This is a genomic window from Alkanindiges hydrocarboniclasticus, assembly GCF_001982605.1.
Taxonomy (GTDB): domain Bacteria; phylum Pseudomonadota; class Gammaproteobacteria; order Pseudomonadales; family Moraxellaceae; genus Alkanindiges; species Alkanindiges hydrocarboniclasticus.
In genome coordinates, this window is sequence record NZ_MLCN01000003.1 from 93,668 (window position 1) to 114,178 (window position 20,511).

15 protein-coding genes are annotated in these 20,511 nt (G+C 48.4%); 7 read left to right on the forward strand and 8 right to left on the reverse strand.

The window, feature by feature from the left end; all coding sequences use genetic code 11:
* The first annotated feature begins 97 nt into the window (after positions 1-97).
* The 3 genes from BKE30_RS01040 (at position 98) to truA (ending at position 4,830) form a co-directional block, all read left to right on the forward strand.
* Entirely contained in the window at positions 98-2,794 is a 2,697-nt protein-coding gene (locus BKE30_RS01040; RefSeq protein ID WP_076876810.1) for a FimV/HubP family polar landmark protein, read from the forward strand.
* A 178-nt stretch (positions 2,795-2,972) separates the two neighbouring features.
* Entirely contained in the window at positions 2,973-3,995 is a 1,023-nt protein-coding gene (locus tag BKE30_RS01045) for an asparaginase domain-containing protein (protein WP_076876811.1), read from the forward strand.
* A 37-nt stretch (positions 3,996-4,032) separates the two neighbouring features.
* Positions 4,033-4,830 (forward strand): tRNA pseudouridine(38-40) synthase TruA, encoded by a 798-nt coding sequence (gene truA / locus BKE30_RS01050; RefSeq protein WP_076876812.1) that lies wholly within the window; start codon positions 4,033-4,035, stop codon positions 4,828-4,830.
* Between the two features lie 55 nt (positions 4,831-4,885).
* Here truA and BKE30_RS01055 read toward each other — a convergent pair whose 3' ends face one another.
* Complete coding sequence (locus BKE30_RS01055; protein WP_076876813.1) at positions 4,886-5,896, reverse strand: AraC family transcriptional regulator; 1,011 nt, start codon at positions 5,894-5,896, stop codon at positions 4,886-4,888.
* A 233-nt stretch (positions 5,897-6,129) separates the two neighbouring features.
* On the opposite strand from BKE30_RS01055, the gene infA reads away from it, so the two are divergent.
* The 3 genes from infA (at position 6,130) to BKE30_RS01070 (ending at position 8,482) form a co-directional block, all read left to right on the forward strand.
* Positions 6,130-6,351, forward strand: a complete 222-nt coding sequence (gene infA, locus BKE30_RS01060) for a translation initiation factor IF-1 (protein ID WP_026472443.1) — start codon at positions 6,130-6,132, stop codon at positions 6,349-6,351.
* Between the two features lie 320 nt (positions 6,352-6,671).
* Positions 6,672-7,433 carry a hypothetical protein gene (locus BKE30_RS01065; protein WP_076876814.1) on the forward strand — a complete coding sequence of 254 codons (762 nt, stop codon included), beginning with the start codon at positions 6,672-6,674 and terminating at the stop codon, positions 7,431-7,433.
* Positions 7,434-7,603: 170 nt separating this feature from the next.
* A complete protein-coding gene (locus tag BKE30_RS01070; RefSeq protein WP_158073141.1) occupies positions 7,604-8,482 on the forward strand; it encodes an MASE1 domain-containing protein in 879 nt (292 codons plus the stop codon).
* A 195-nt stretch (positions 8,483-8,677) separates the two neighbouring features.
* Here BKE30_RS01070 and BKE30_RS01075 read toward each other — a convergent pair whose 3' ends face one another.
* The 3 genes from BKE30_RS01075 to BKE30_RS01085 all read right to left on the reverse strand — a co-directional run bounded on the left by BKE30_RS01075 (position 8,678) and on the right by BKE30_RS01085 (position 11,360).
* A complete protein-coding gene (locus BKE30_RS01075; protein WP_076876816.1) occupies positions 8,678-9,430 on the reverse strand; it encodes a tRNA(His) guanylyltransferase Thg1 family protein in 753 nt (250 codons plus the stop codon).
* The gene (locus tag BKE30_RS01080; protein WP_076876817.1) at positions 9,427-9,870 is read right to left on the reverse strand and encodes an ATP-binding protein; all 444 of its coding nucleotides are present in this window, start codon (positions 9,868-9,870) and stop codon (positions 9,427-9,429) included. The genes BKE30_RS01075 and BKE30_RS01080 overlap by 4 nt, the downstream gene beginning before the upstream one ends.
* Before the next feature lie 80 nt (positions 9,871-9,950).
* Positions 9,951-11,360 (reverse strand): FAD-binding oxidoreductase, encoded by a 1,410-nt coding sequence (locus BKE30_RS01085; protein WP_076876818.1) that lies wholly within the window; start codon positions 11,358-11,360, stop codon positions 9,951-9,953.
* Between the two features lie 101 nt (positions 11,361-11,461).
* Between BKE30_RS01085 and serA the strand changes: the two genes are divergently transcribed.
* A complete protein-coding gene (serA, locus tag BKE30_RS01090) occupies positions 11,462-12,694 on the forward strand; it encodes a phosphoglycerate dehydrogenase (protein WP_076876819.1) in 1,233 nt (410 codons plus the stop codon).
* Between the two features lie 76 nt (positions 12,695-12,770).
* Here the strand turns inward: serA and BKE30_RS01095 are convergent, their stop codons facing one another.
* The 4 genes from BKE30_RS01095 to BKE30_RS01110 form a co-directional block, all read right to left on the reverse strand.
* A complete protein-coding gene (locus tag BKE30_RS01095) occupies positions 12,771-13,859 on the reverse strand; it encodes a catalase family protein (RefSeq protein WP_076876820.1) in 1,089 nt (362 codons plus the stop codon).
* A gap of 153 nt (positions 13,860-14,012) precedes the next feature.
* Positions 14,013-14,465, reverse strand: coding sequence for a hemerythrin domain-containing protein (locus tag BKE30_RS01100; protein ID WP_076876821.1), 453 nt, complete (start codon positions 14,463-14,465; stop codon positions 14,013-14,015).
* Between the two features lie 385 nt (positions 14,466-14,850).
* On the reverse strand, positions 14,851-16,614 hold the full coding sequence (recD, locus tag BKE30_RS01105) for an exodeoxyribonuclease V subunit alpha (RefSeq protein WP_158073142.1): 1,764 nt from the start codon (positions 16,612-16,614) through the stop codon (positions 14,851-14,853).
* A gap of 81 nt (positions 16,615-16,695) precedes the next feature.
* The gene (locus BKE30_RS01110; protein WP_076876822.1) at positions 16,696-20,454 is read right to left on the reverse strand and encodes a UvrD-helicase domain-containing protein; all 3,759 of its coding nucleotides are present in this window, start codon (positions 20,452-20,454) and stop codon (positions 16,696-16,698) included.
* Between the last annotated feature and the right edge of the window lie 57 nt (positions 20,455-20,511).

The window sequence follows — 20,511 nt, forward strand, 5'->3', positions numbered from 1 at the left end:
GCCCATTTATGTTACAAATCAAGTCGTTATTTAGACAATTCTTCCTTTTCATTTTCCTACGGAAAAAGATCATTCACTAGCATAATGGAATTTTAGTATGGTCTTGCGTAAGCGCCTTTTTGCCAGCTTAAGCACCGGATTACTACCCCTGTTTTCTGTCTCATTGTGGTCTGCTTCTTTTTCTCATGCGCTGGTCATTCAGCCGGTTCAGGTCAAGTCTGCACTGGGCGAGCCTTTTTATGCCGAAGTCTCCCTATCAGACCTTGGTGCTGTTAGGCTACAGGATCTTGCAGTGGGCATGGCCAGTCCGCAAGAGCTGGCTGATCTTGGCGTTAGATCCGGCTCATATAACGGGACACTCAGCTTTAATATACAAGCCATTTCAGCCGACCGTGGCATTATCGTGATTCGTGGCCGCCAGCCGGTCAATGAGCCTTTTATTGACTTTGTACTACGGGTTAAAAACGGCCAGAACACCCGTCTGCAACGGGTTAATGCCATGATTGACCCGGCAGATAAAAATAAAAAACTCGTCAATTTGCAAACGCAAAAGCAAAGCCAGAATCCGGTACAGGCCAGTACCAGTACAGCAGTATCACTGGCAACGTCTACCACCCCAACAATTGATATGCCAGCAAGCCGCAATGAAAAGCCCTTGCCCAGCACAGAACGCAAACTCAATGTGGTGAATGCCCTGCCACCGGATATGACACCCCAGCAGCCCACTGGCATACAAGCCAGCAGTAAAGCAGCCGTAGCCAAAGAAATTGAAGTTTCTACAGCACCCCGAAAAAACCAGCCGCGCCATGTGGTTAAAAAAAATGAATCGCTGTGGAAAATTGCAAAACAACTGGAACCCCAGCTCAAGCAGCCGGTTGGCCAGATTATGCAGCGTATCCGTGACATGAATCAGGATGCCTTTATTGCAGGTGATCCCAATCAGCTCAAGCGTGGTGCTACCCTGATTTTGCCGGAACGCGACCAAAATACCACCCTTGTTGCCACCCCTCAGGTGACCTCTCCTTTCAGGCCTGTGCCCAAAGCACCAACTGCCAGTGCCAGTACTCCCATAAACCGCAGTGGGCGCTTGCCCAAAGCTGAGCTAACCCTTGTGGCACCAAATGTGCAAGGAAGTGCTCAAGGAAACAGCTCCACTGGTCAAAATGTAGGTTTTCAACCGCTGCCGCGCGAAATAGTCTTGAAAATTGGTCAAGAACGTCGTAAAACAGTTTTAATGCAACATGAAGTGAGTGAGCTGGACGCTCAACTCGCGCTAAACGATAAGAAGATCGCCATGCTAAACGCTAAACTCGCCGAACTGGAACATCAGCTGAAAACGCGCAATCAGGCTAAAAAACTGCCTGCGCAAAAGCAGCACATGCAAGCCCTGCCTCCCAAAAAGGTAGCCAATGCCATTCTTCCCATTGTTGCTTTTGCCAGTATGGGCCTGTTTGGGTTTGCGCCCAACATGGCACGCGCCGCCGAAGCTGACAGCGGAGGGGGCTTCCCGATCTGGATCATTATTGCTGTTGCAGTAGTGGTTATTGGTGCCATTGTGGCCAAGGTATTGATGGGTAAGTCCTCCAGCAAGCCTGCGGCCCGTGGTAAAGCCAAGCGCCCTGCCACAAAGCGCGCCGCACCGGCTGCTGTGAAAAAAGAACAGCCTGTTGCCCGTCCTACAGCAGCTGTTGCCACTGAAGTCCCTGTACCGGTTGCCCGTCCGGCCGCCACACAGCCGGTTGCCACGGATGTGCTACAGGAAGTACAAAGCTATATTGAACGTGATCGCTATACTCAGGCTGTCGGCCTGCTTAAGGATGCCATTGGCAAGAATCCTGAGCGTGTTGACCTTCAGGTGAAACTGCTTGAAGTCTATGCCCTGCAAAATGACATTGACGGCTTTGAACAGCAGTTTAGTATCGTTACGGCTTTTAACCAGCCAGAAACCTCGCAGCATGCCGAAAAAATGCGCATGCTGTTGCAGCCAAAACCAGCGGAAGACTTTACGCCGGTTGATGACTTAAGCTTTAACTTTGAAAGCAGCAAGCCAGCATCTGCTGAAAACAACGTTATTGAATTTGATGCGCAATCAGCCCCTGCCATGCCAAACGAGGTGGAAGTTCCTGCTTCTGCTGCCGACCAGTCACTGGCCGAGCTGGAAGCTGAGTTTGGCTTTGCGCAGGAACCTGCAGTCAAATCCGAGCCGGCTGCTACCACTTTTGACCTGAATCTGGATGAGTTTGACAGCAAGCCGCAAGTACAGCCAAAAGCCAAGCCGGTTGATTTTGAGCCAGCCCCTGCCAAAGCAGTACCGGAAGATGCACCGATTGATCTTGAATTCGACCTGAATGATTCTTTCGTTCTGGAAGAAGTTAAAATCCCGGAACCTGCGCCTACCAGCTTTAATCTTGAACTAAACCAGCCTAAAGAGTCAGCTAAAGCACCGATTGCTCCACAGGTGAATCTGGAAAATCTGGAAGTTACAGATACCAACTGGGCCGATGGCTTTGATGATCAGGACTTCAACATTGGCACCTCAACCACGCCAGCGTCTGCTGCATCTGTCTCGGTAACTCCTGCGGATACCTCAGGTAGCCCGGAAGATTTTCTGGCCAAGGAATTCCCGTTTCTGGTTAACCTTGATGTTCAGCAAACCAACCTTGAGCTGGCTGAAAGCTATATCAATCTGGGTGAACGCGCCAGTGCCCGTGAACTGCTGGGTGAAGTGATGAATCAGGGTAATCCACAGCAACAGGCTCAGGCTCAGCACCTGATGCAAAAGCTGGCCTCCTGATTTAACGCGTCTCCTGCACTTAAAAGGCAACTCTGGTTATCATCACTGGAGTTGCCTTTTTTGTTGGGCGCTATCAGGAACCAATTTTAATAAAAATCATGCTTAGCTTTTTTCATTATGTGGTTAACAATTCAAATCATTGCGCCTTGAGCAAATTATTATCAGCAGGATACCAACAATGCTGGAACAGCCACTTTCTTCAATGGCCCTGATTTATATGGGTGGCACTTTTGGCTGTACGGGTCAGCCACTCACACCCTTGCCTGCTGAGGTTTTTTTACCCCGGCTGCAACAGGTGTTACAAAATGATTATCCGGCACTTCAAGCCTTTGTTGCCAGTACCCATATCCGCGATAGTAGCCAGCTTGAACCCCAAGACTGGCAGGATTTGCTGCTACAAATTAAAGGACTGGTGCAACAGGGCTTTGAAAAAATCCTGATTGTGCATGGCACTGATACCCTGGCCTATACCGCTGCATTTTTAGCAGAATTTATACCCAATGTCGTACTACACCCTGTACAACTGGTGATTACCGGTAGCCAGTTTCCGCTACTGGAAGCGACTGGTGAAGCGGTAAACCTATATAGCGATGCCTTAAGCAATTTAGCCACCGCGTATCAGCAGCTCTGTGGTAGTTCATCGCTAGCACAAAGTAACTGCTGGGTGGCCTTTGATGGACAAGTCTGGCCTGCCCATACGGTGCAGAAAATTCATACCGCCAGCACCCCTGCATTTGCTGGAACGGCTGTCCCATTATTATTACTGCCTGAACCGCACTCACTTACGCTTGAAGACTTGCCTAACCTGAATATTGCGGTGTATTACGCGCTACCTTTAAATCCTGAGCTACTGGCCCAGCAGTTAGAGCAGTTACTGGCTTCCAAACCACAGGCCATGATTATTCTGGCTTTTGGTGCAGGTAATCTGCCACAGCACCCTGCCATAGAAACCGTGTTGCAGCAGGCACAGCAAGCTAAAGTCCTGCTGGTACTCAGTACTCAGGTAGCGTTTGGCGGTGTGAATTTTAACTATGCTGCCGGACATTGGCTGGCTCAATTTGGTGTATTATCCGCAGGCAATTGGTCACTGGCTGCCCTCTATGCCCGTCTGGCCTTACTGTTATGCCAACCGCTTGGTTTTGAACAGCGCCGGCAGCAATGGCAGTGCCAACAACAGCGATATATTGATGCCAGTGCCTAAAACACGCCTGACCTGACAACATTTTACCGAGAATATTATGCAACGCTATGCAATTGGGATTGAGTTTAATGGCCTGCATTACCGTGGCTGGCAAACTCAGCAGGCCGGCGTTGCCAGTGTGCAGCTTACCCTCGAAAATGCTTTAAGCAAAATTGCCAATCACAAAGTTGATTTGCATGCCGCTGGCCGCACGGATGCGGGTGTGCACGCCAGCAACATGATTGCTCATTTTGATACCAGTGCCATTCGCCCTGAGCGCGGCTGGATTATGGGGGCCAATACCTTACTGCCCAAGGATATTGCCCTGCGCTGGATTCAGCCCATGGATACCCATTTTCATGCGCGGTTTAAAGCCTGTGCCCGGCGTTATCGCTATATTATTTATCAGCACCGTTTCCGTCCTGCTTCACTATATGGCCAAGTGACTCATGTTTATCAGGATTTAAATGTGGATAACATGATCAAGGCTGTGGATAAGCTGGTGGGCACGCATAATTTCACCAGTTTTCGGGCAGCGGCTTGCCAGTCTAACCAGCCTGTGCGTCAGGTCACCCATGCCCGGCTGTTCAGGCATGGGGCGTTTTTAATTCTGGATATTCAGGCCAATGGTTTCCTGCATCACATGGTACGTAATATTGTGGGGACACTGCTGGAAATTGGTACGGGCGAGCATGAACCAGAATGGATGGATCATTTGCTGGCGATTCAGGATCGTAATCAGGCTGGTATTACAGCGCCGCCCGATGGGCTGTACTTTATTCAGGCTTACTATCCGCCAGAATTTAACCTGCCACCGGTAGATCTGGGACCAGTCTGGTTAAACCTGCCAGAATAAGCCCAACTGATTATGGTGCGCCTCATAACAGTAAAGGCTTGATGCTGCGTAGGCTTTAATGCTGCTTGCGCTTGCGGTATTCCACCGGCGTTTCATTGGTCCAGCGCTTGAAGGCGCGATAAAAGGTACTCGGCTCGGAAAAGCCGGTTAAATACACAATACGCTCTACACTTTCATTGGTTTGTGACAGCAAACGCTTGGCCAGCCGGCAACGGTAGTCCGACAGGATTTGCTGAAAGCAGGTATTGGCTTCACTCAATTGGGTGCGCAGGCGACGCGGGGTAATGTTGAGTTGGGCTGCCACGGTTTCCAGTGTGGTTTCACCACTTTCCAGCGTTGAGCCAATCGCACGGCGCACTTCGCCCACCAGATCATAGCGCGCCAGTTCCTGTAACTTTTCCAGTGCCAGTTGCTCATGCAGGCGCAATAGCTCCGGTTCAGACTGCCACAGTGGATAATCCAGAATGGCTGGCTCAAAGTACAGACGGGTTTCAGTTTGTCCCAGTCTTACCGGACAATTATACACACGGCGGTATTCTGCCTCACTGGTCCCGTAGTTATAATTAAAATCCAGACAGGTTACCTGAAAGCGGCCTTCGGTGACAAAATTAAAAAACCGTAATGCCCCGGAAACCACACACTCACTAAAATGACGCTGTACCTTGGTATCGGAATATTCCATGCGGCCATTGGTCAGATAGCAGCTTTTACTATCCACCACCAGTTGGGCATTCAGCGCATCACTAATCAGGCGCTGGTAAGCCAGTGCCCGCTTGAGGCCTTCGCCAAATGTACCACTACTCATAAACAGGTATTCAATGACCTGACCACGATACAATGGCAAATGTTCACCCAGATGCAGGCCCACATCAGGATCACCCGTGACTTCCTCAGCAGCCTGCCAGAAGGCAACCTGCGCACTTAAAGGCGTGCGTTTGCGGGCATCGACCTGACTTAAGGCAACTCCGGCACGGCCCAGAATCTGTTCAACCGGCATATTGGCCCGGCGCATGGCCTGATAACCTAAACGCAAAATAATTGAAGCATCTGTCAGTTGTCCCGCCATATCTACGCTCTCATTTGCCTTAAGTTGCCAATGCTGATTAAAACCATTCTGTCAGGTTATTGGCTGAATTGACAGCCTAGTTTAATGCCATCCAGCCAGAAATGAAAAGTATTGTTGAACGGCAGCCCTGCATTTGTTCGCCAAATGTGTGTACGCACAGCCACACGAATGGATTGTTTTTTTAGCCGGAACTGTCTATAATTTGCGCCTTATCTTTTCGTATCAGGTAGGCTATGGCCAACAAAGAAGAACTCATTGAGTTTGAAGGCGTTGTCACCGAGACATTGCCAAACACCATGTTCCGCGTTCGTCTGGAAAATGGTCACGAAGTGATTGCTCATATTTCCGGCAAAATGCGCAAACACTATATCCGCATTCTGACTGGTGATCAGGTTAAGGTTGAAATGACACCTTATGACCTGACTAAGGGTCGCATTACGTACCGCGCCCGCTAAGTATTAAAACGCCCGAAGCCGCATTTATTGCGGCTTTTTGTGTTGTTGCCATTCTGGTTTTTTTCATTCTTTATTGGCTGTTTTCTGTATAGACAATTTCATTGATTCACGACACTACATGACGCCAAGCACTTATTTCCAGATAGATTTTTATTAAAATAACCATTACCTTACTGGCTTAAGCCCTAATCAATGCTGCCAGATGAAAGCCATGCCAGAGGCCTATACTCCTGCCATAACGTGCCTTTTTCATTACTCCCAATACAGCATTGTTTATTCATTTTAACAACGGCATTTTTAATTAGAGAAAGGGAAATTTTATGTCTACTTACGTGATTCGTGCCAAGTGTTTTGGCTATAACGATGAAGTGTTCTATGTGGCAGGCAACCGGATTGCCAATATTTTTCAGGACAAGGCACAGGCTGAGCAGGCCTATAAGCAGCTTGAAATTGATGCGGCACGAAACTTTGCCTTGTATGAAGTTGAAGCCCTGTTTAATGCCAGTGAAGAAAAATTAAATACATTGGATGCCTTTGTCTTTGAGCGCTGTGGCCAGCATATTGCTGATGGCTATGAAATCAGTGAAGATACCTTGCCCGCAGAGTTAGCTGATGATGATACTTTTGAGTTTGTAGAGCGTGCCGGCATGCAAAGCTATCAGTTGATGTGCTTTGAAGGTGCGCCCAAATTCTATGCACTATGGTCGGTAAAACAGCAGGAGCTGTATAAGGATTATGATGAATACTTTACCGGGCTAGTTTATGCCCCTAGTCCTGAGCAGCTAAAAGGCCAGCTGGAGCGCATTTTTGATGAACAGGGTTGTCCACTGGTGCTTAACGGTAGCCTGGAAAGCCTGTCCAGTACACCTGCCCTGCTACAGGCTGCCATTGCCAGTAATCGCAACATTGTCTATAAGCCGCAACAGCAGCAGCTTGAGATTAATAACTGGGATACTGAGGCGCTCTACAGCGTTAATGCCCTGCTTAACAATCCCTTATTTGAAATTCGTGAAATTTCGCTGGAAGACATACAGCACCTTGAAGCCGGGCTTGCTGAGGAAGAAGGTTACGATGACTATTAATATGGCCGGTTTCCTGAGCCAGCCTCAGGGTTTATGCTACACTGGGACATACCTTTAAAAATATGACCCAGTTATCTGCATACGGACATCGGTCATTTTTACCTGTAATTCAATCTGTACTTTAGTACTGGTCAGTTAACACAATGCTATTTACCCATCCTGAAAATCAAATGCTTCAGCTGCAGGGCCGTCGCATTGGTATCTTTATACTGGCGTTTGTGCTGTATTTTATGGCAGCCCTGTATTGCATTTATATTTCCAGACAACCCGGTAGTGTTGCAGCCATCTGGTATGCCAATGCCATTATGGTGATGTTTTTACAGGTGTTTGCCTATCGCGACTGGTACATCTTTTTGCTTCTGGCCGCACTGGGAAACATTTGCGCCAATATTGTATTTAATGATCCCATTGGCATGAGCCTGGCCTTTATTCCGGGTAATTTGCTGGAAATTGGCTTGGCAGCGTATTGCCTGCGCCGTTTTATACCATTGCGGCAATGCATCGAAAATCCGCTGATCCTGCTGCAAATGCTATCCCTGATGCTACTGCCAATAGCCATTAGTGCGTCTTTGGGTGCGCTGGTGTTAACTCTATATGGCCTTGTACCCTATCCAGAGGGTTGGCTATTCCTGTTTACGGGCAGTGTGGTGGGTGCCATTTCCATTATTCCTATGGGATTGTTACTGGCACTCTATGGCTGGCAGGATTTTATCCAGATTAACCAGTCATTTACCTTTTTGATGTGTATTTTGCTGGCGCTACTGATTGCACTGTTTGGTTTTGTTTACTTGCCTGATCCGTATATTTATATTTCAGCAACCCTGATTCTGGTGGCGTTTATTGGGCGTTTTTCAGGAACGGCTTTGGCCGTGCTGGTGTATTCGGTGATTATCAGTACGCTCATTGCAATGGGTGTTTTTCAGTCGTCCATTCAGGGCCAATATATGCAAAGTGATGCTTATTTGTACCTGCCACTGGTGATGACTCTGCTTCAGCCTTTATTGCTTGCTGCTGCAATGCAACGGATTCAGAATTTGAAATTGTGGTAACAGGCCCAAAAAAATATAAATACAATGCGTGATCAGGCCGCATGACTTTTTGATTTATACAGGCGCTGCGGTCTGGTAATAGCAGGGTTAAATCAGCCCTTGCCAGACCCACATAATTTTATAAGTCAATAATTTAATTCAATTTTCCCTAAGTTTCTCAATCAGAAGTTTTAGTGTTGATCAATAACAGCCATCTTATAATAACTGATGAATAAACTGTTTATAGGGCAAGCCTAATGGCAGCTCTAAATCAGCCTGAATCTTTCTGCGGGTGGTGGTTACAGCTTGCTGGGTTAAAGGATTGACCGCTTGTTTTTCATAAGCTTGCCAGTAAAGCCCAGTGCCTCGTTTTTGCCATGCTGGCAGGTCATTAAAATTAATGCCGTTTTGGAATAGCAGTTCATTTTTTTCTGATACGGTACGTCCAACCAAATAGTTGGTAGCAGCCTGTACCGATTGGCCCTGTTTCCGCAGCAACCAGTAACTATGGGCATTGAGCGAATTTCTATGCGCATCTTCCTGACGCCATGCAAAGTAATCCTCAACAATATCAATTGATGGTAATTCGCAAATCCGTGCATCAAAACAGGCTATCTGCTGCATTTGCAGGGTAAAAGCAGCACTGGCTTCTCCAGCCAGTATCGAAATCAGCTTGCGGGTTTTGCGGCCAAAGGTTGCTTCATCAGGTGCCAATAACAACGATATTTCATCACTTTGTGTATAGCCATACACCACATGAAAACCACAGTTCATCAAATGATGGGTTGTATTAATCATGGCATCACGAAAACGTATGTCAAAAGGAACTTCCAGATCCCATAATTCCTTGGTTTGCCTTGTAAAATTACGGCCATCCAAACGCACAACAATATACACTTCCGGGAGTACACAATAATCATGCGCGGTTTCAAACACACGCATCTTTTTGTCCAGTGCTTCAAATTTCAATGTTCTATTTCCTTTACCTGAAACCCGTTTCCATCAAGGTTTTCTACTGTATAAATTTTATCAAAACCTTCGGCATAGACAGGTTGCTGCATTTTTTTAAGCACTGCTTTCAAGCCCACTTCAGGAATTTTCTGTTTTCCGCTGCGCTGGTTATTGCGCTGTAATGCTTTTTCAAAACTGGAATCAAAGTAATAAGCTTTGACCTGAAACTGATATTGCCTTGCAAGCTCAATATAATGCTGGCGGTCTTCACTGGAAGGATTGGTTTTATCAATCACGAATGGCTGCTTTGCTTCCAGATAAGCTTGAATGAGTAATTTCTCACGGTGTCTGGTTTTCAGCATGTCCAGATTAATTCGCATATGGGTATGAAAAAAATAATTTGAATAAAAAGTCGATTTACCCGCCCCTTGCACCCCAATAAAAATAATTAGCTCCACTATTGCTCACTTTATCGTTCTTGTTTAGATAAAAAAGCGCAGCCGAAGCCACGCGTTTTGGTTAGTTTCCAAACAGGCTTTTACAAATCAAAAATCTTGCCCGGATTCATAATGCCATTCGGATCAAATACTTTTTTCAGCTCACGCAAATAACTAATTTCCACGGCATCGCGGGTATATTCCAGATAGTCTTTTTTGGTCATGCCTACGCCATGCTCAGCGGAAATGGAACCGTTATATTTTTGCACGGTTTCAAACACTTGGGTATTTACCAGTTTGCACTGGTCAAAGAATTCATCTTTAGACAGATTGGCCGGTTTCAGGATATTTAAGTGCAGATTTCCATCGCCGATATGGCCAAACCAGCAAATTTCAAAATCCGGGTAGCTGGCTGCCACAATGGCATCAATTTCCTTGATAAACGCCGGCACATGGGTAATCAGTACGGAAATATCATTTTTATAGGGCGTAAATGGTGCAATGGTTTCCGAAATATCTTCACGCAAGCGCCACAGGTTTTGTGCCTGCGCCTGAGTCTGGCTCATGACGCCATCCAGCACCCAGCCCTGTTCCATGCAATGCTCAAAAATACTCATGGCATCGTCAACCACCGCTTCAAAGCGGCCTTCAAATTCCAGCAACACATAAAATGGACACGGCGTATCAAATGGCTTGCCCACATGACCGGCATCCAGCACTTTTTGCAGGGCCACTTCACCAAAAAACTCAAATGCTGTCAGGTCAATCCGCTGCTGGAATGCATGCAAAATGGGCATCACCGACTCAAAATCCGGTGTGCCAAGTACCAGTACTTTTAAATCCTGTGGCTGGCGTTCCAGCTTAATTTCCGCTTCGGTGACAATACCCAGTGTCCCTTCTGCGCCAATAAACAAATGTTGCAAAGCATAACCGGTGGCGTTTTTAATCATGCCTTTATTCAGGTGTAAAATATCGCCCTTGCCGGTAACCACGGTCAGACCCAGCACCCACTGGCGGGTCATACCATATTTAATCACCTTGATGCCGCCAGCATTGGTGCCAATGTTGCCACCCAGTTGGCTGGAACCAGCCGAGGCAAAATCCACCGGATAATACAGGCCCTGCTGTTCGGCATACTGTTGCAGGCTTTCGGTGACAATACCGGCCTGCACGCGCACCATGCGATCAGCGGGCAAAAATTCCAGCACTTTGTTCATGCGGTCAAGGCTGATTACAATTTCACCATTGGTGGCTACGGCACCGGCTGATAAACCGGTACGTCCACCGCTTGGGGTAATGGCGATCTGGTGCTGATTGGCCAGCCTAACCACTGCCTGCACTTCCTCCGTCGTGGCCGGAAATACAATGACCGACGGATTGGGTTCAAAATGCTTGGTCCAGTCCTTGCCCCAGGTTTGCAGGCTGTCATGATCAGTCCTGACCCGTTGTTCGCCCACGATGGCAGATAATTGTTCCAACACAACAGCAGATAAGGCAAGCGGCGCATTCATGGCAAACGACTCTTAAGAAAAAAAGCAGACTCTATTGCAATATGCTATCATATACGGCTTGATTTTTGGCCTTTACACTTTTTTGGTTTTGTGGAGCCGGCATGAGCCAACAACTTTCCTTGCAAAAAGATAAAATTCGTTTTCTGCTGCTTGAAGGCGTACACCAGAACGCCCTCGATGTTCTCCATGCGGCTGGTTATACCAACATTGACTATCGTAAGACAGCACTTGATGAAGATGCCTTAATTGAGGCCATCAAGGATGCACACTTTATTGGTATTCGCTCGCGCACACAGATTACCGAAAAAGTGCTGGAAGCAGCCAATAAGCTGATTGCTGTGGGCTGTTTCTGTATTGGCACCAATCAGGTAAATCTGGATGCGGCGCTGGTACGCGGCATTCCCGTGTTTAACGCGCCTTATTCCAATACCCGCTCGGTGGCTGAACTGGTACTGGGTCAGCTAATTTTGTTACTGCGCGGCATTCCAGAAAAAAATGCGCTGGTTCATCGCGGTGGCTGGTCAAAATCTGCCGAAGGTTCCTATGAAGCCCGTGGCAAAACATTAGGTATTGTGGGTTACGGCTCCATTGGCACCCAGTTGTCGGTACTGGCCGAAAGCCTGGGCATGAAAGTGATTTACTTTGATGTCGTGACCAAACTGCCTCTGGGCAACGCGCGTCAGGTCGGTAGCATGGAAGAATTGCTGGCCCAGTCGGATGTAGTGTCATTGCATGTGCCTGAGCTGCCATCGACCAAGAATATGATGCGTGCCGAACAGTTTGCCCAAATGAAAAAAGGCGCGATTTTCATTAATGCGGCACGTGGCACCTGTGTTGAAATTGATGATCTGGCCGCAGCACTTCAGTCTGGCCAGTTAAATGGCGCCGCCATTGACGTGTTCCCGAAAGAGCCAAAAGCCAACGATGAAGAATTCCTGTCGCCGCTGCGTGCGTTTGACAATGTCATTCTGACGCCGCACATTGGTGGTTCTACGCAGGAAGCACAGGCTAATATTGGTCTGGAAGTGGCTGAGAAGTTTGTGCGTTATTCCGATGCCGGTGCAACCATCACTGCCGTGAATTTCCCGGAAGTGGCCATTCCACAACAGGAAGGCACCCATCGCCTGCTGCACATTCACAAAAACATTCCGGGCGTTTTGTCTGCGGTCAACCAGCTATTTGCCAAGCAAAATATTAATATTGCCGCGCAAAGCCTAATGACCAAAGGTGATATCGGCTATCTGGTAATGGACGTGGATGCCGGTGCCTCTGAAGCCGCGCTGGAAGCCCTGCAAACGGTTGAAGGCACGATTCGCGTGCGTATCCTGTACTAATGAATTCTAGTCCAGAATAAAAAAAGCCCCGTCAGTTGATGGGGCTTTTTTTATGGTAAGAATATTTAATAAAAACTCAATCCGGTACTTCACTAATATCGCGTGGTTCTACCCGTGGTTGCACATTCATGTCATGGCGGAACTTGCTGGAACGCGCATAGGCCGGAATACGCACCCGGTTGATAGAACCCAGCGGCTGATGTTCCTTGAGGCAATGCCAAGGATTAAAGGACAGCACATCATCCGCATACACACGGCGTGCCGGACTATAGGCATCCTGCGGTGGAATCACAATTTTGCCAATCGGCTGATACGGCGACTTGTTTTCATCCCATTCGATGGACGCATCTTCAATCGGCATATCGGCTGGATTGGTACACAACTGGGCGCGCAGTTCATATTGGGCGCCGGAACGGCTAAAGAAATCCACCACCAGATCGCGCATGCCAGAAGGACGGTTGGTAATATCCACGCTTTGTCCAGCCAGCGCAGCCACCTCAGGTGATAGCGGCGCGGCACTGATTTTAGCAATATAGCGACCATAACGAATGGCAGCCATCGTATAAAAAGTCTGCCCTAAAATATGGGTAGGCGGGGTTCCCAGTTTTTTTAATGGCGAGTTGGTATGTGCCAGCAAGCCAGCTACCGTGCTCACCGGCTTGGCCAGTGATTCACCAATCTGCTTAATCAGGTCGGGTGACTCATCGTATTTTTCGGCCATGTGCTGCATCTTCCAGTAGGCCTTAACATGCCCAAACGGAATGACTGGATGATTCACCATTAAAAAGTCCTGGGTTACATCATTTTGATGCTCCGGCAGGATTTTTTCACCTTCTACGCCAATCACTTTCACGGCCATACCATAGGCAGTTGGAATACGGTCATCCTTAATATGGCCAAAGGCACTGGACAGGCGGATCACCACCGGATAGCGGCCTGATTTGGCAAATAAACCCTGCGCCAGATGCTCAGGCAGGTTGTCATAGACCTCCAGATGACCAACCACAATCCCATGGCTTTTGGCATGTGCATCCCGGGTGGCGTGCCGGTGCTGGTCAAAGGCACGCGTGTTGACCCGTGCCATGGATTCTACAATCTTTTCAATCAGGTCATCTTCATCACTGGCTTTGACTTCAACATCTGGCGTGTAAGGATAGTAGGACATAACAGGCTCGCTTGCTTGAATACTGGCTTGGGTTAAATGCGCTAAAACAAATAAACATATAATCTTAATTCACTGAATTTCAACAGAAATTTATGTTTTTAGCACTATATTTTTTAGCATCCTCTAAAGTCTTAAAAGAACCAAAAATGCAGCTTAGGCCGCTGCATGTTTTTCTTTCTGGCGCTCAAATTCTTCAAAATACTGCTTAGCCAGTTGCTGTTTTTGTTGCTCACTTAAAATTTTGCCGGACATCTGAAAAAAGCGGTGTTCCTCTTCCGACAGGTGATGATGCACCTGTTCAACCAGTTTTTTGGCAGTGGCCATCCATGATGAGGTGGTTTGGTCAGCCTGTTCCAGTTCCTCAATGTATTCATCAATCTGGTGATGCTCGGACAAGGCATGGCGGGTTAAATCCACCCCATTGTCATCCATGAGCAAGGGTACATAAAAATAACGCTCTTCAGCAGTTTCGTGGGCCACCAGTTCAATTTTATATTTTTTAAAAATTTCATCGCGCTCTGCACTAGCCCCTTGGGTTTGTAATAGTTGTGCGCCCAATTGACGTTGTACGTCGTGGCTCTGGCGTAGGGCTTCAAAAATATTCATGGCTAACACCTATTTTATGCATGAGTTAATATCCAGCATTAAAATAACTTATTGATCTTGCTGGAAGTGTTGCAAAAATGCATGCAGTGTTTAGCGCTTTGTAAAGTTAAATAAATAAATGATAAACTGAATTTTTATAAAATAAGACATGAAAAAAAAGAAAAGCCCTTGGGTTCTGATACTACCTTCTGGGCTTATGCGGCTGTATAAAACGGTTTCTTTATTATGTACTTAGTTCCTTTAAGCTTGCAGGTTTCCCAACCATATTCTTGTGTTTATGGTGCTTTACCAGCGCTCCTTGCCAGCAACTTATCGTGCTGCCATCATCGCAAATAGACTGATCGGTCTATAGTCGTTAAAAGATGTATCTAGTGTGAGCATTTGCTCACAATGCTGTCTGCTTTTGTTCACAATTGAGTGCAATTATGTGTTTTTGCAATTGGCGCTGTAAGCCTGTGTGACGAACCAGCTTGTTGTGTAACGCCTGCTCGGCAGCGGTAGTATCACTCCACAAGTCAACCTGTTGTTTGGCGCGCGTGACGGCGGTGTATAGCAACTCACGGCTGAGCAAGTTTTGGGCAGCGGATTCCAGTATTACTGCAACACGGTTAAATTCCGAACCCTGTGACTTATGTACCGTCATGGCAAACGCTGTGCTGATGTCATGCAAGGGCAAGCGTGTAACTGCTATCGGCTGGCTTAAATGGGCAAAATAAACCTGCCATTTGCCGCTATGATCCGGCAGGCACAGGCCAATATCGCCATTGGACAATTGCAGGCCATAGTCGTTGCGGCTCATCATCACCGGACGGCCAGCAAACCAGTCGCTAAAGCCAGCCGTCTGGGTTAGTGTCAGTTGCAAGCGACGGGACATTTCCTGATTAATGCGTTTTACTCCCAGCCGGCCTGAACGCATGGCCGTTAAAATCCGGTACTGGTCAAACACTGCAAATAGTTGTTGCACCGGTTGACCGTCTTGTAGTGCACGAGCAAATGGTAAAAAACCCTGCCATAGCTGGTCAAATAGCTGCTGGTCGCTTAAATGCTGTGGATTAATGTGTTTTAAAATCGACTGGTTTTCAGGCTTGTGGAAGGTTTGCCAGAAAGTCATTACATCCTGCGCCAAAATAGCCGAGGCAAGCTGGCCAATGCCTTGCATGGCGTTAAAGCGCTTGCTTTCCTGCAAGTGAATCTGGTGATCCTGTAGCGCGGGCGTCTGTTGCAGGTCGGCCAGTACGGCGCCAGCATCCACCGCAGCCAGCTGGTCGGCATCACCCAGAATAATCAGGCGGGTGCCTGGTGCAATGGCATCAAACAGCAGGCTGGCCAGTGCCAGATCCAGCATGGAACCTTCATCCAGTACAATCAGGTCATAGGGTAACGGGATGCGCTGGTGATAGCGGGGTTTACCGGTAGTCCCCAGCCCTAGTAGCCGATGCACGGTCTGGGCGGTTTGAATCTGGCTGCTTTGAATACCGGATTCGGCAAAGGCAATATCCAGCACACTTTGCATGCGCTGGGCGGCCTTGCCAGTAGGTGCGGCCAGTGCAATGCGCAAATCTGGCTGGGCCTGTTGCAAGGCTTTAACAATCCGCACCAGTGTGTAGGTTTTGCCAGTGCCCGGCCCGCCGGTTATCAGGCTAAAAGAATGCTTGGCGGCCAGTGTAATGGCTTGTTGCTGGCGTGTATTGGCAGTTTCATTGGCTTCAAACTGTACATTTACTGGCCGAACAGTAGCTAAAATGCGTGTTAATTGCTCAGCCAGACGATGTTCCTGTTGCCACTGCCGATAAAAGTATAGATAATCCTCCGCCCTGACCAGCGGTGCCGGTTGCGCTGTGGCCTGTTTTTCATCCACAATCAGGGCATGCTGTAATAACTCAGGTAATGGGTTTTGCGTAGTTAACAACAAGCAGGTATGACCACTTTCCAGTGCCTGCCCAACACTAATAATAAGCTGTTTTAGTTGATCTTTTTTAAGGTCAGTAAGTGAAGCATCCAGACTGGTTAACTGGGTCGCTAGCGCAGCATACCAAGTCCCTTCTATTGGCTCGTCCGTAGTCTGAATATTATCAACAGACTTATCCGCAAGGTTATCAACAGGCTTATCCACAAACTTACCCACAGGGTTTTCAACAGAGTTATCCACAGCTTTACCTGCCTGTTTGATGGTTTTTTAAAACCAATAAATGATCCATCTCGTTTACCCCTGTGTCATTGAACTGCTGACTTAATGCCATGGATCATGCTGCCCCAATAACTCATCCAGCTGGTTGAGCAAATCCTCGCTTGCCTGCCAGTGCAAAATTCCCGTCTGGTCAGAACCCTGCTGCATACCGCGCAAATACAAATACACGGCCCCACCCAGATGTTGTGCAGGCTGGTAACCTAGTAGCCGCAGCTTAAGGAAACGATGCAATGCCAGCTGGTATAGTACCGCTTGCAACCAGTAGCTTGAACTACTCATGTTTTCACGCAGTGCCGCTGGCTGGTAGTCACTAAACTGGTTACCCAGATAATTGCTCTTGTAATCGGCAATATAATATTTGTCCTGATGCACATAAACCAGATCAATAAAGCCATGCAGGTAGCGCGCATTCATCACGCTATTGAGCGGGGCAACCGGTACCCGATGCTGTGCCAGTAACTGCCCAATCGCGTGTGTGTCTACCAGCTTGTCAGCAACCGACAGGTGAAACTCAAACTCATGAATCTGGCCTTCCACACTGGCCAGCGTCGCCCCTTCCGGTAGCTGGGCCTGCAAGATATCGGTAAACCAGCCTGCCATTTGCTCCAGATCCACCACAGGTTGTCCATAACGTTCCAACTGCGCATTAATGGCAAAATTCTGCAATTGCTTTTCAAATACAGGTGCCCAGTATTCCTGATGTTTCGGGTTGAGCTGTTCCAGCACATGATGCAGACAGTCGCCGGCGTTGGCTCCGCGTGGAAAGGCAAAGCACAAGGGCAACGCAGGTTCACTGGCTTGCGTATCTGTTGATTGTGATGGCATTGCTTCGGGTTGTATGGCTGGTTTTTCTGTTGTGCCGGATAATATACGAGCGGGCTGAACCATAGTTTGGCCAAGCAATTGGCTGCTCAGTGGCTCATCGGTATGCAGCAAAATGTCATCAGCGGGAGTAGCTGTTTTATCAGTTGCATCATTTGATGCGTGGTGGCTCGGTGGCTCCACTGCGATGGGCAGCATTTTCTGGTGACGTGATAACTGGCTGAAGCTGGTAAGCCCCCAGGCATAAACCCGGTGATTGGGCATGGGCCGTGCATCTACATCCACAGGGCTGCTGAGCTGTTTATAGATAAACTGCGGACATGCAGCTAAGCCGTCCTGCACCAGCGTATTCGGATCGCTCCAGCCCTCGCGTGCCACAGGTAGCCAGTGATACAGTGCGCCCCTGATTTTACCATCCTTTGTTTTGCCATCCTTGCCGGGCGCTGGCGGTGCAATTACATACAATCGCATGCTGGCACGCGTGAGGGCAACATAAATCAGGCGACGCAGCTCAGCCTGCTCACGCTGCTGGTGGGCCTCCAGCTGGGCGGCATTACGGCTGGAAAACGACAGCATGCGCTGCTGGTTTTCTTCATAAAAAATAATATTGGATTTTTGGCCGCCTTTAACTGGATCAAGCCCGGCCACAAACACAATGGGAAACTCCAGTCCCTTGGATTTATGGATGGTCATTAGCTGCACGCCCTGCTCGCCGGACAGCCTGCGCTCCAGTTCCCATTCGCGCTGCCCCGGCTGGCTAATCTGGCGCATAAGCCATGCCAGCAAGTGATGCTGGCCCTGAATTTTCTCACTTTGCTGGTGAATCACTTCAATCAAATGGCGTAAATTTACCACCAGTCGCTCGGCATTGGGCTGTCGCGACAATTGCGGCCAAATATCAAATGCATCAGTCAGTTGCTGCCATGCTGCCAGAAAACCGGCCCTGTACCAGCGTTCACCCAGATTAAAAAACAGGCCCTGCAAACGTGCAAGTTCATCCGGCTGCTGGTCCAGTTCTACCAGTGCCTTTAGGGTTTTACCAATCAGGCTACCGGCCAGCGCACGGCGCAAGCGGCCTTCATGGTACGGTGCCAGCATCACCTGCATGAGGGCCACAATGTCCTCGGCCAGTGTGGTCTGAAAAATACTTAAACGCGAGCCACGCCATACCGGCACTTTGGCTTGCTGTAATACCGCCTGTACTTTGTCCAGCTGGCTATTGGAGCGGCATAGCACGGCAATATGACTGGGGCTAATGGCTTCAAACTGGTCACGATGCTTGATTTGCACCTGCCCGCTATGACTTGATTGCAGCAAGTGAATAATTTGCCAGGCAACCTGTTCAAACTCGGTCTTTTGTTCGTCAACACACAGCAGGCGCAGCGGCACTGCATTAAGTTCATTGCCGTCACGCAGCTCGGTCACATTGCGGCCCCCTGCTTCGACTGGCTGATACGCCACCTGCTCGCCAAACTCAGGATTAAACTGAAACAAGCGGTCTACCGCAGCCACCAGTGGTGCAATGGAACGATGGTTAAACCGTAAAAAATGCTGTTGACCACCATATTGCATTACTTGTGTTTTGGCACGCTGGTACGTGAGCATGTCGCCACCGCGAAAGCCATAAATCGCCTGCTTGGGATCACCCACCAGCACCAGTGCGTTTTTTACTTCTTTAGCAGCCTGCCGCCAGATGTGGGCAATGACCCGGTCCTGATCAAAATTGGTATCCTGAAACTCATCAACCAGCGCCACCGGATAACGGTGCTGGATATGCTGCGCAAGGCTTTGGCTGGTATCCTGCTGTAGCACATCGGCCAGTACACGCATTTGCTGGGAAAAGGTGGTTTCGCCGCGTTCGCTTAAAATCTGGGGTAATTGCTGGCGCACCATCTGGCTGACAAAATAATGAATATGCTGGGAAATCTGCTCCAGACTTTCCTGCAAATGCAGCATACATTGCTGAACCTGCTTCAACACCTGACAGGCAGGCAGGCTGATAAATTGCTGTCTAAGTGCGTCATCTGCCTTTTTAAACTGGCCATCAATTTTGCCAAACCCTTCCAGCCAGCGATATTCGGCACTATCCGACTTAAGCCCACACAAATAATCCAGCAGGTTATCCTGTAAGGCAGCCATAATTTCTGGAAATACCTGACTATTGTTGCTAAAGGCACGGTTCTTCACCAGCTTGCCATGGTATTCACCATCCGGCTGTAAAAACGCAGCCAAGCTTGTCCAGTCACACTGACTTAATTGCTGCTGGGTCTGCTCAAACAGTGTCCAGTCAATCACTGGCATTTCCACCGGCTGCAATTGCGCGGATAAAAAATTCAGTACCGTGGTAATGCTGCCACGATAATCTTCCACGTCCTTGAGCTGGTCGGTCAGCACCAGCAATTCAATAATACGGGCCGGCTGACGGCTACGCCACTGGCGCAAGGCATCATGCATGACCTGATAGCAGGCTTCGGCTTCCTGCTCACTGATTTGCAGGATTTCATGCTGGCCGCTGTCAAAGGCAAATTCATTCAGCAGTTTCTGGCAAAAACTGTCCAGCGTGCCCACAAACAGTTCATCAAAACTGTCCAGTGCCAATTGCAGGCGGTTTCTGGCATGGTTGAGTTGTTCGACATCAAGCTTTTGCAACAGGTACACTGCCAGCCAGTCCTGCTCAGCCTGCACCCGCTGTAACACCTCACTGTGGTTTTCAATGGCCTGATGAAACAGGCTGCGAAAATCCTCAAAGCGCTTGCGAATACGCAGTTTTAGCTCAGCCGCGGCGGCACGGGTAAAAGTGGTGGCAATAATCTGGCGGGTCAGGTACTCGCCTTCCACAATAAAGCGCACCATCAGGGTCGACAGTGTCCAGGTTTTGCCCGTACCTGCCGAGGCTTCAATCAGGTGAATCCCGTTTAGGCCAAGGTCAATGGCGGGTGTCTGTGGAATAACAGCCTGTGGCTGTACCTGACTATTCATCAACTGCGCACTGAATTATTGATACAGCAATCATTGGTGAAGCAATCACAAATAAAA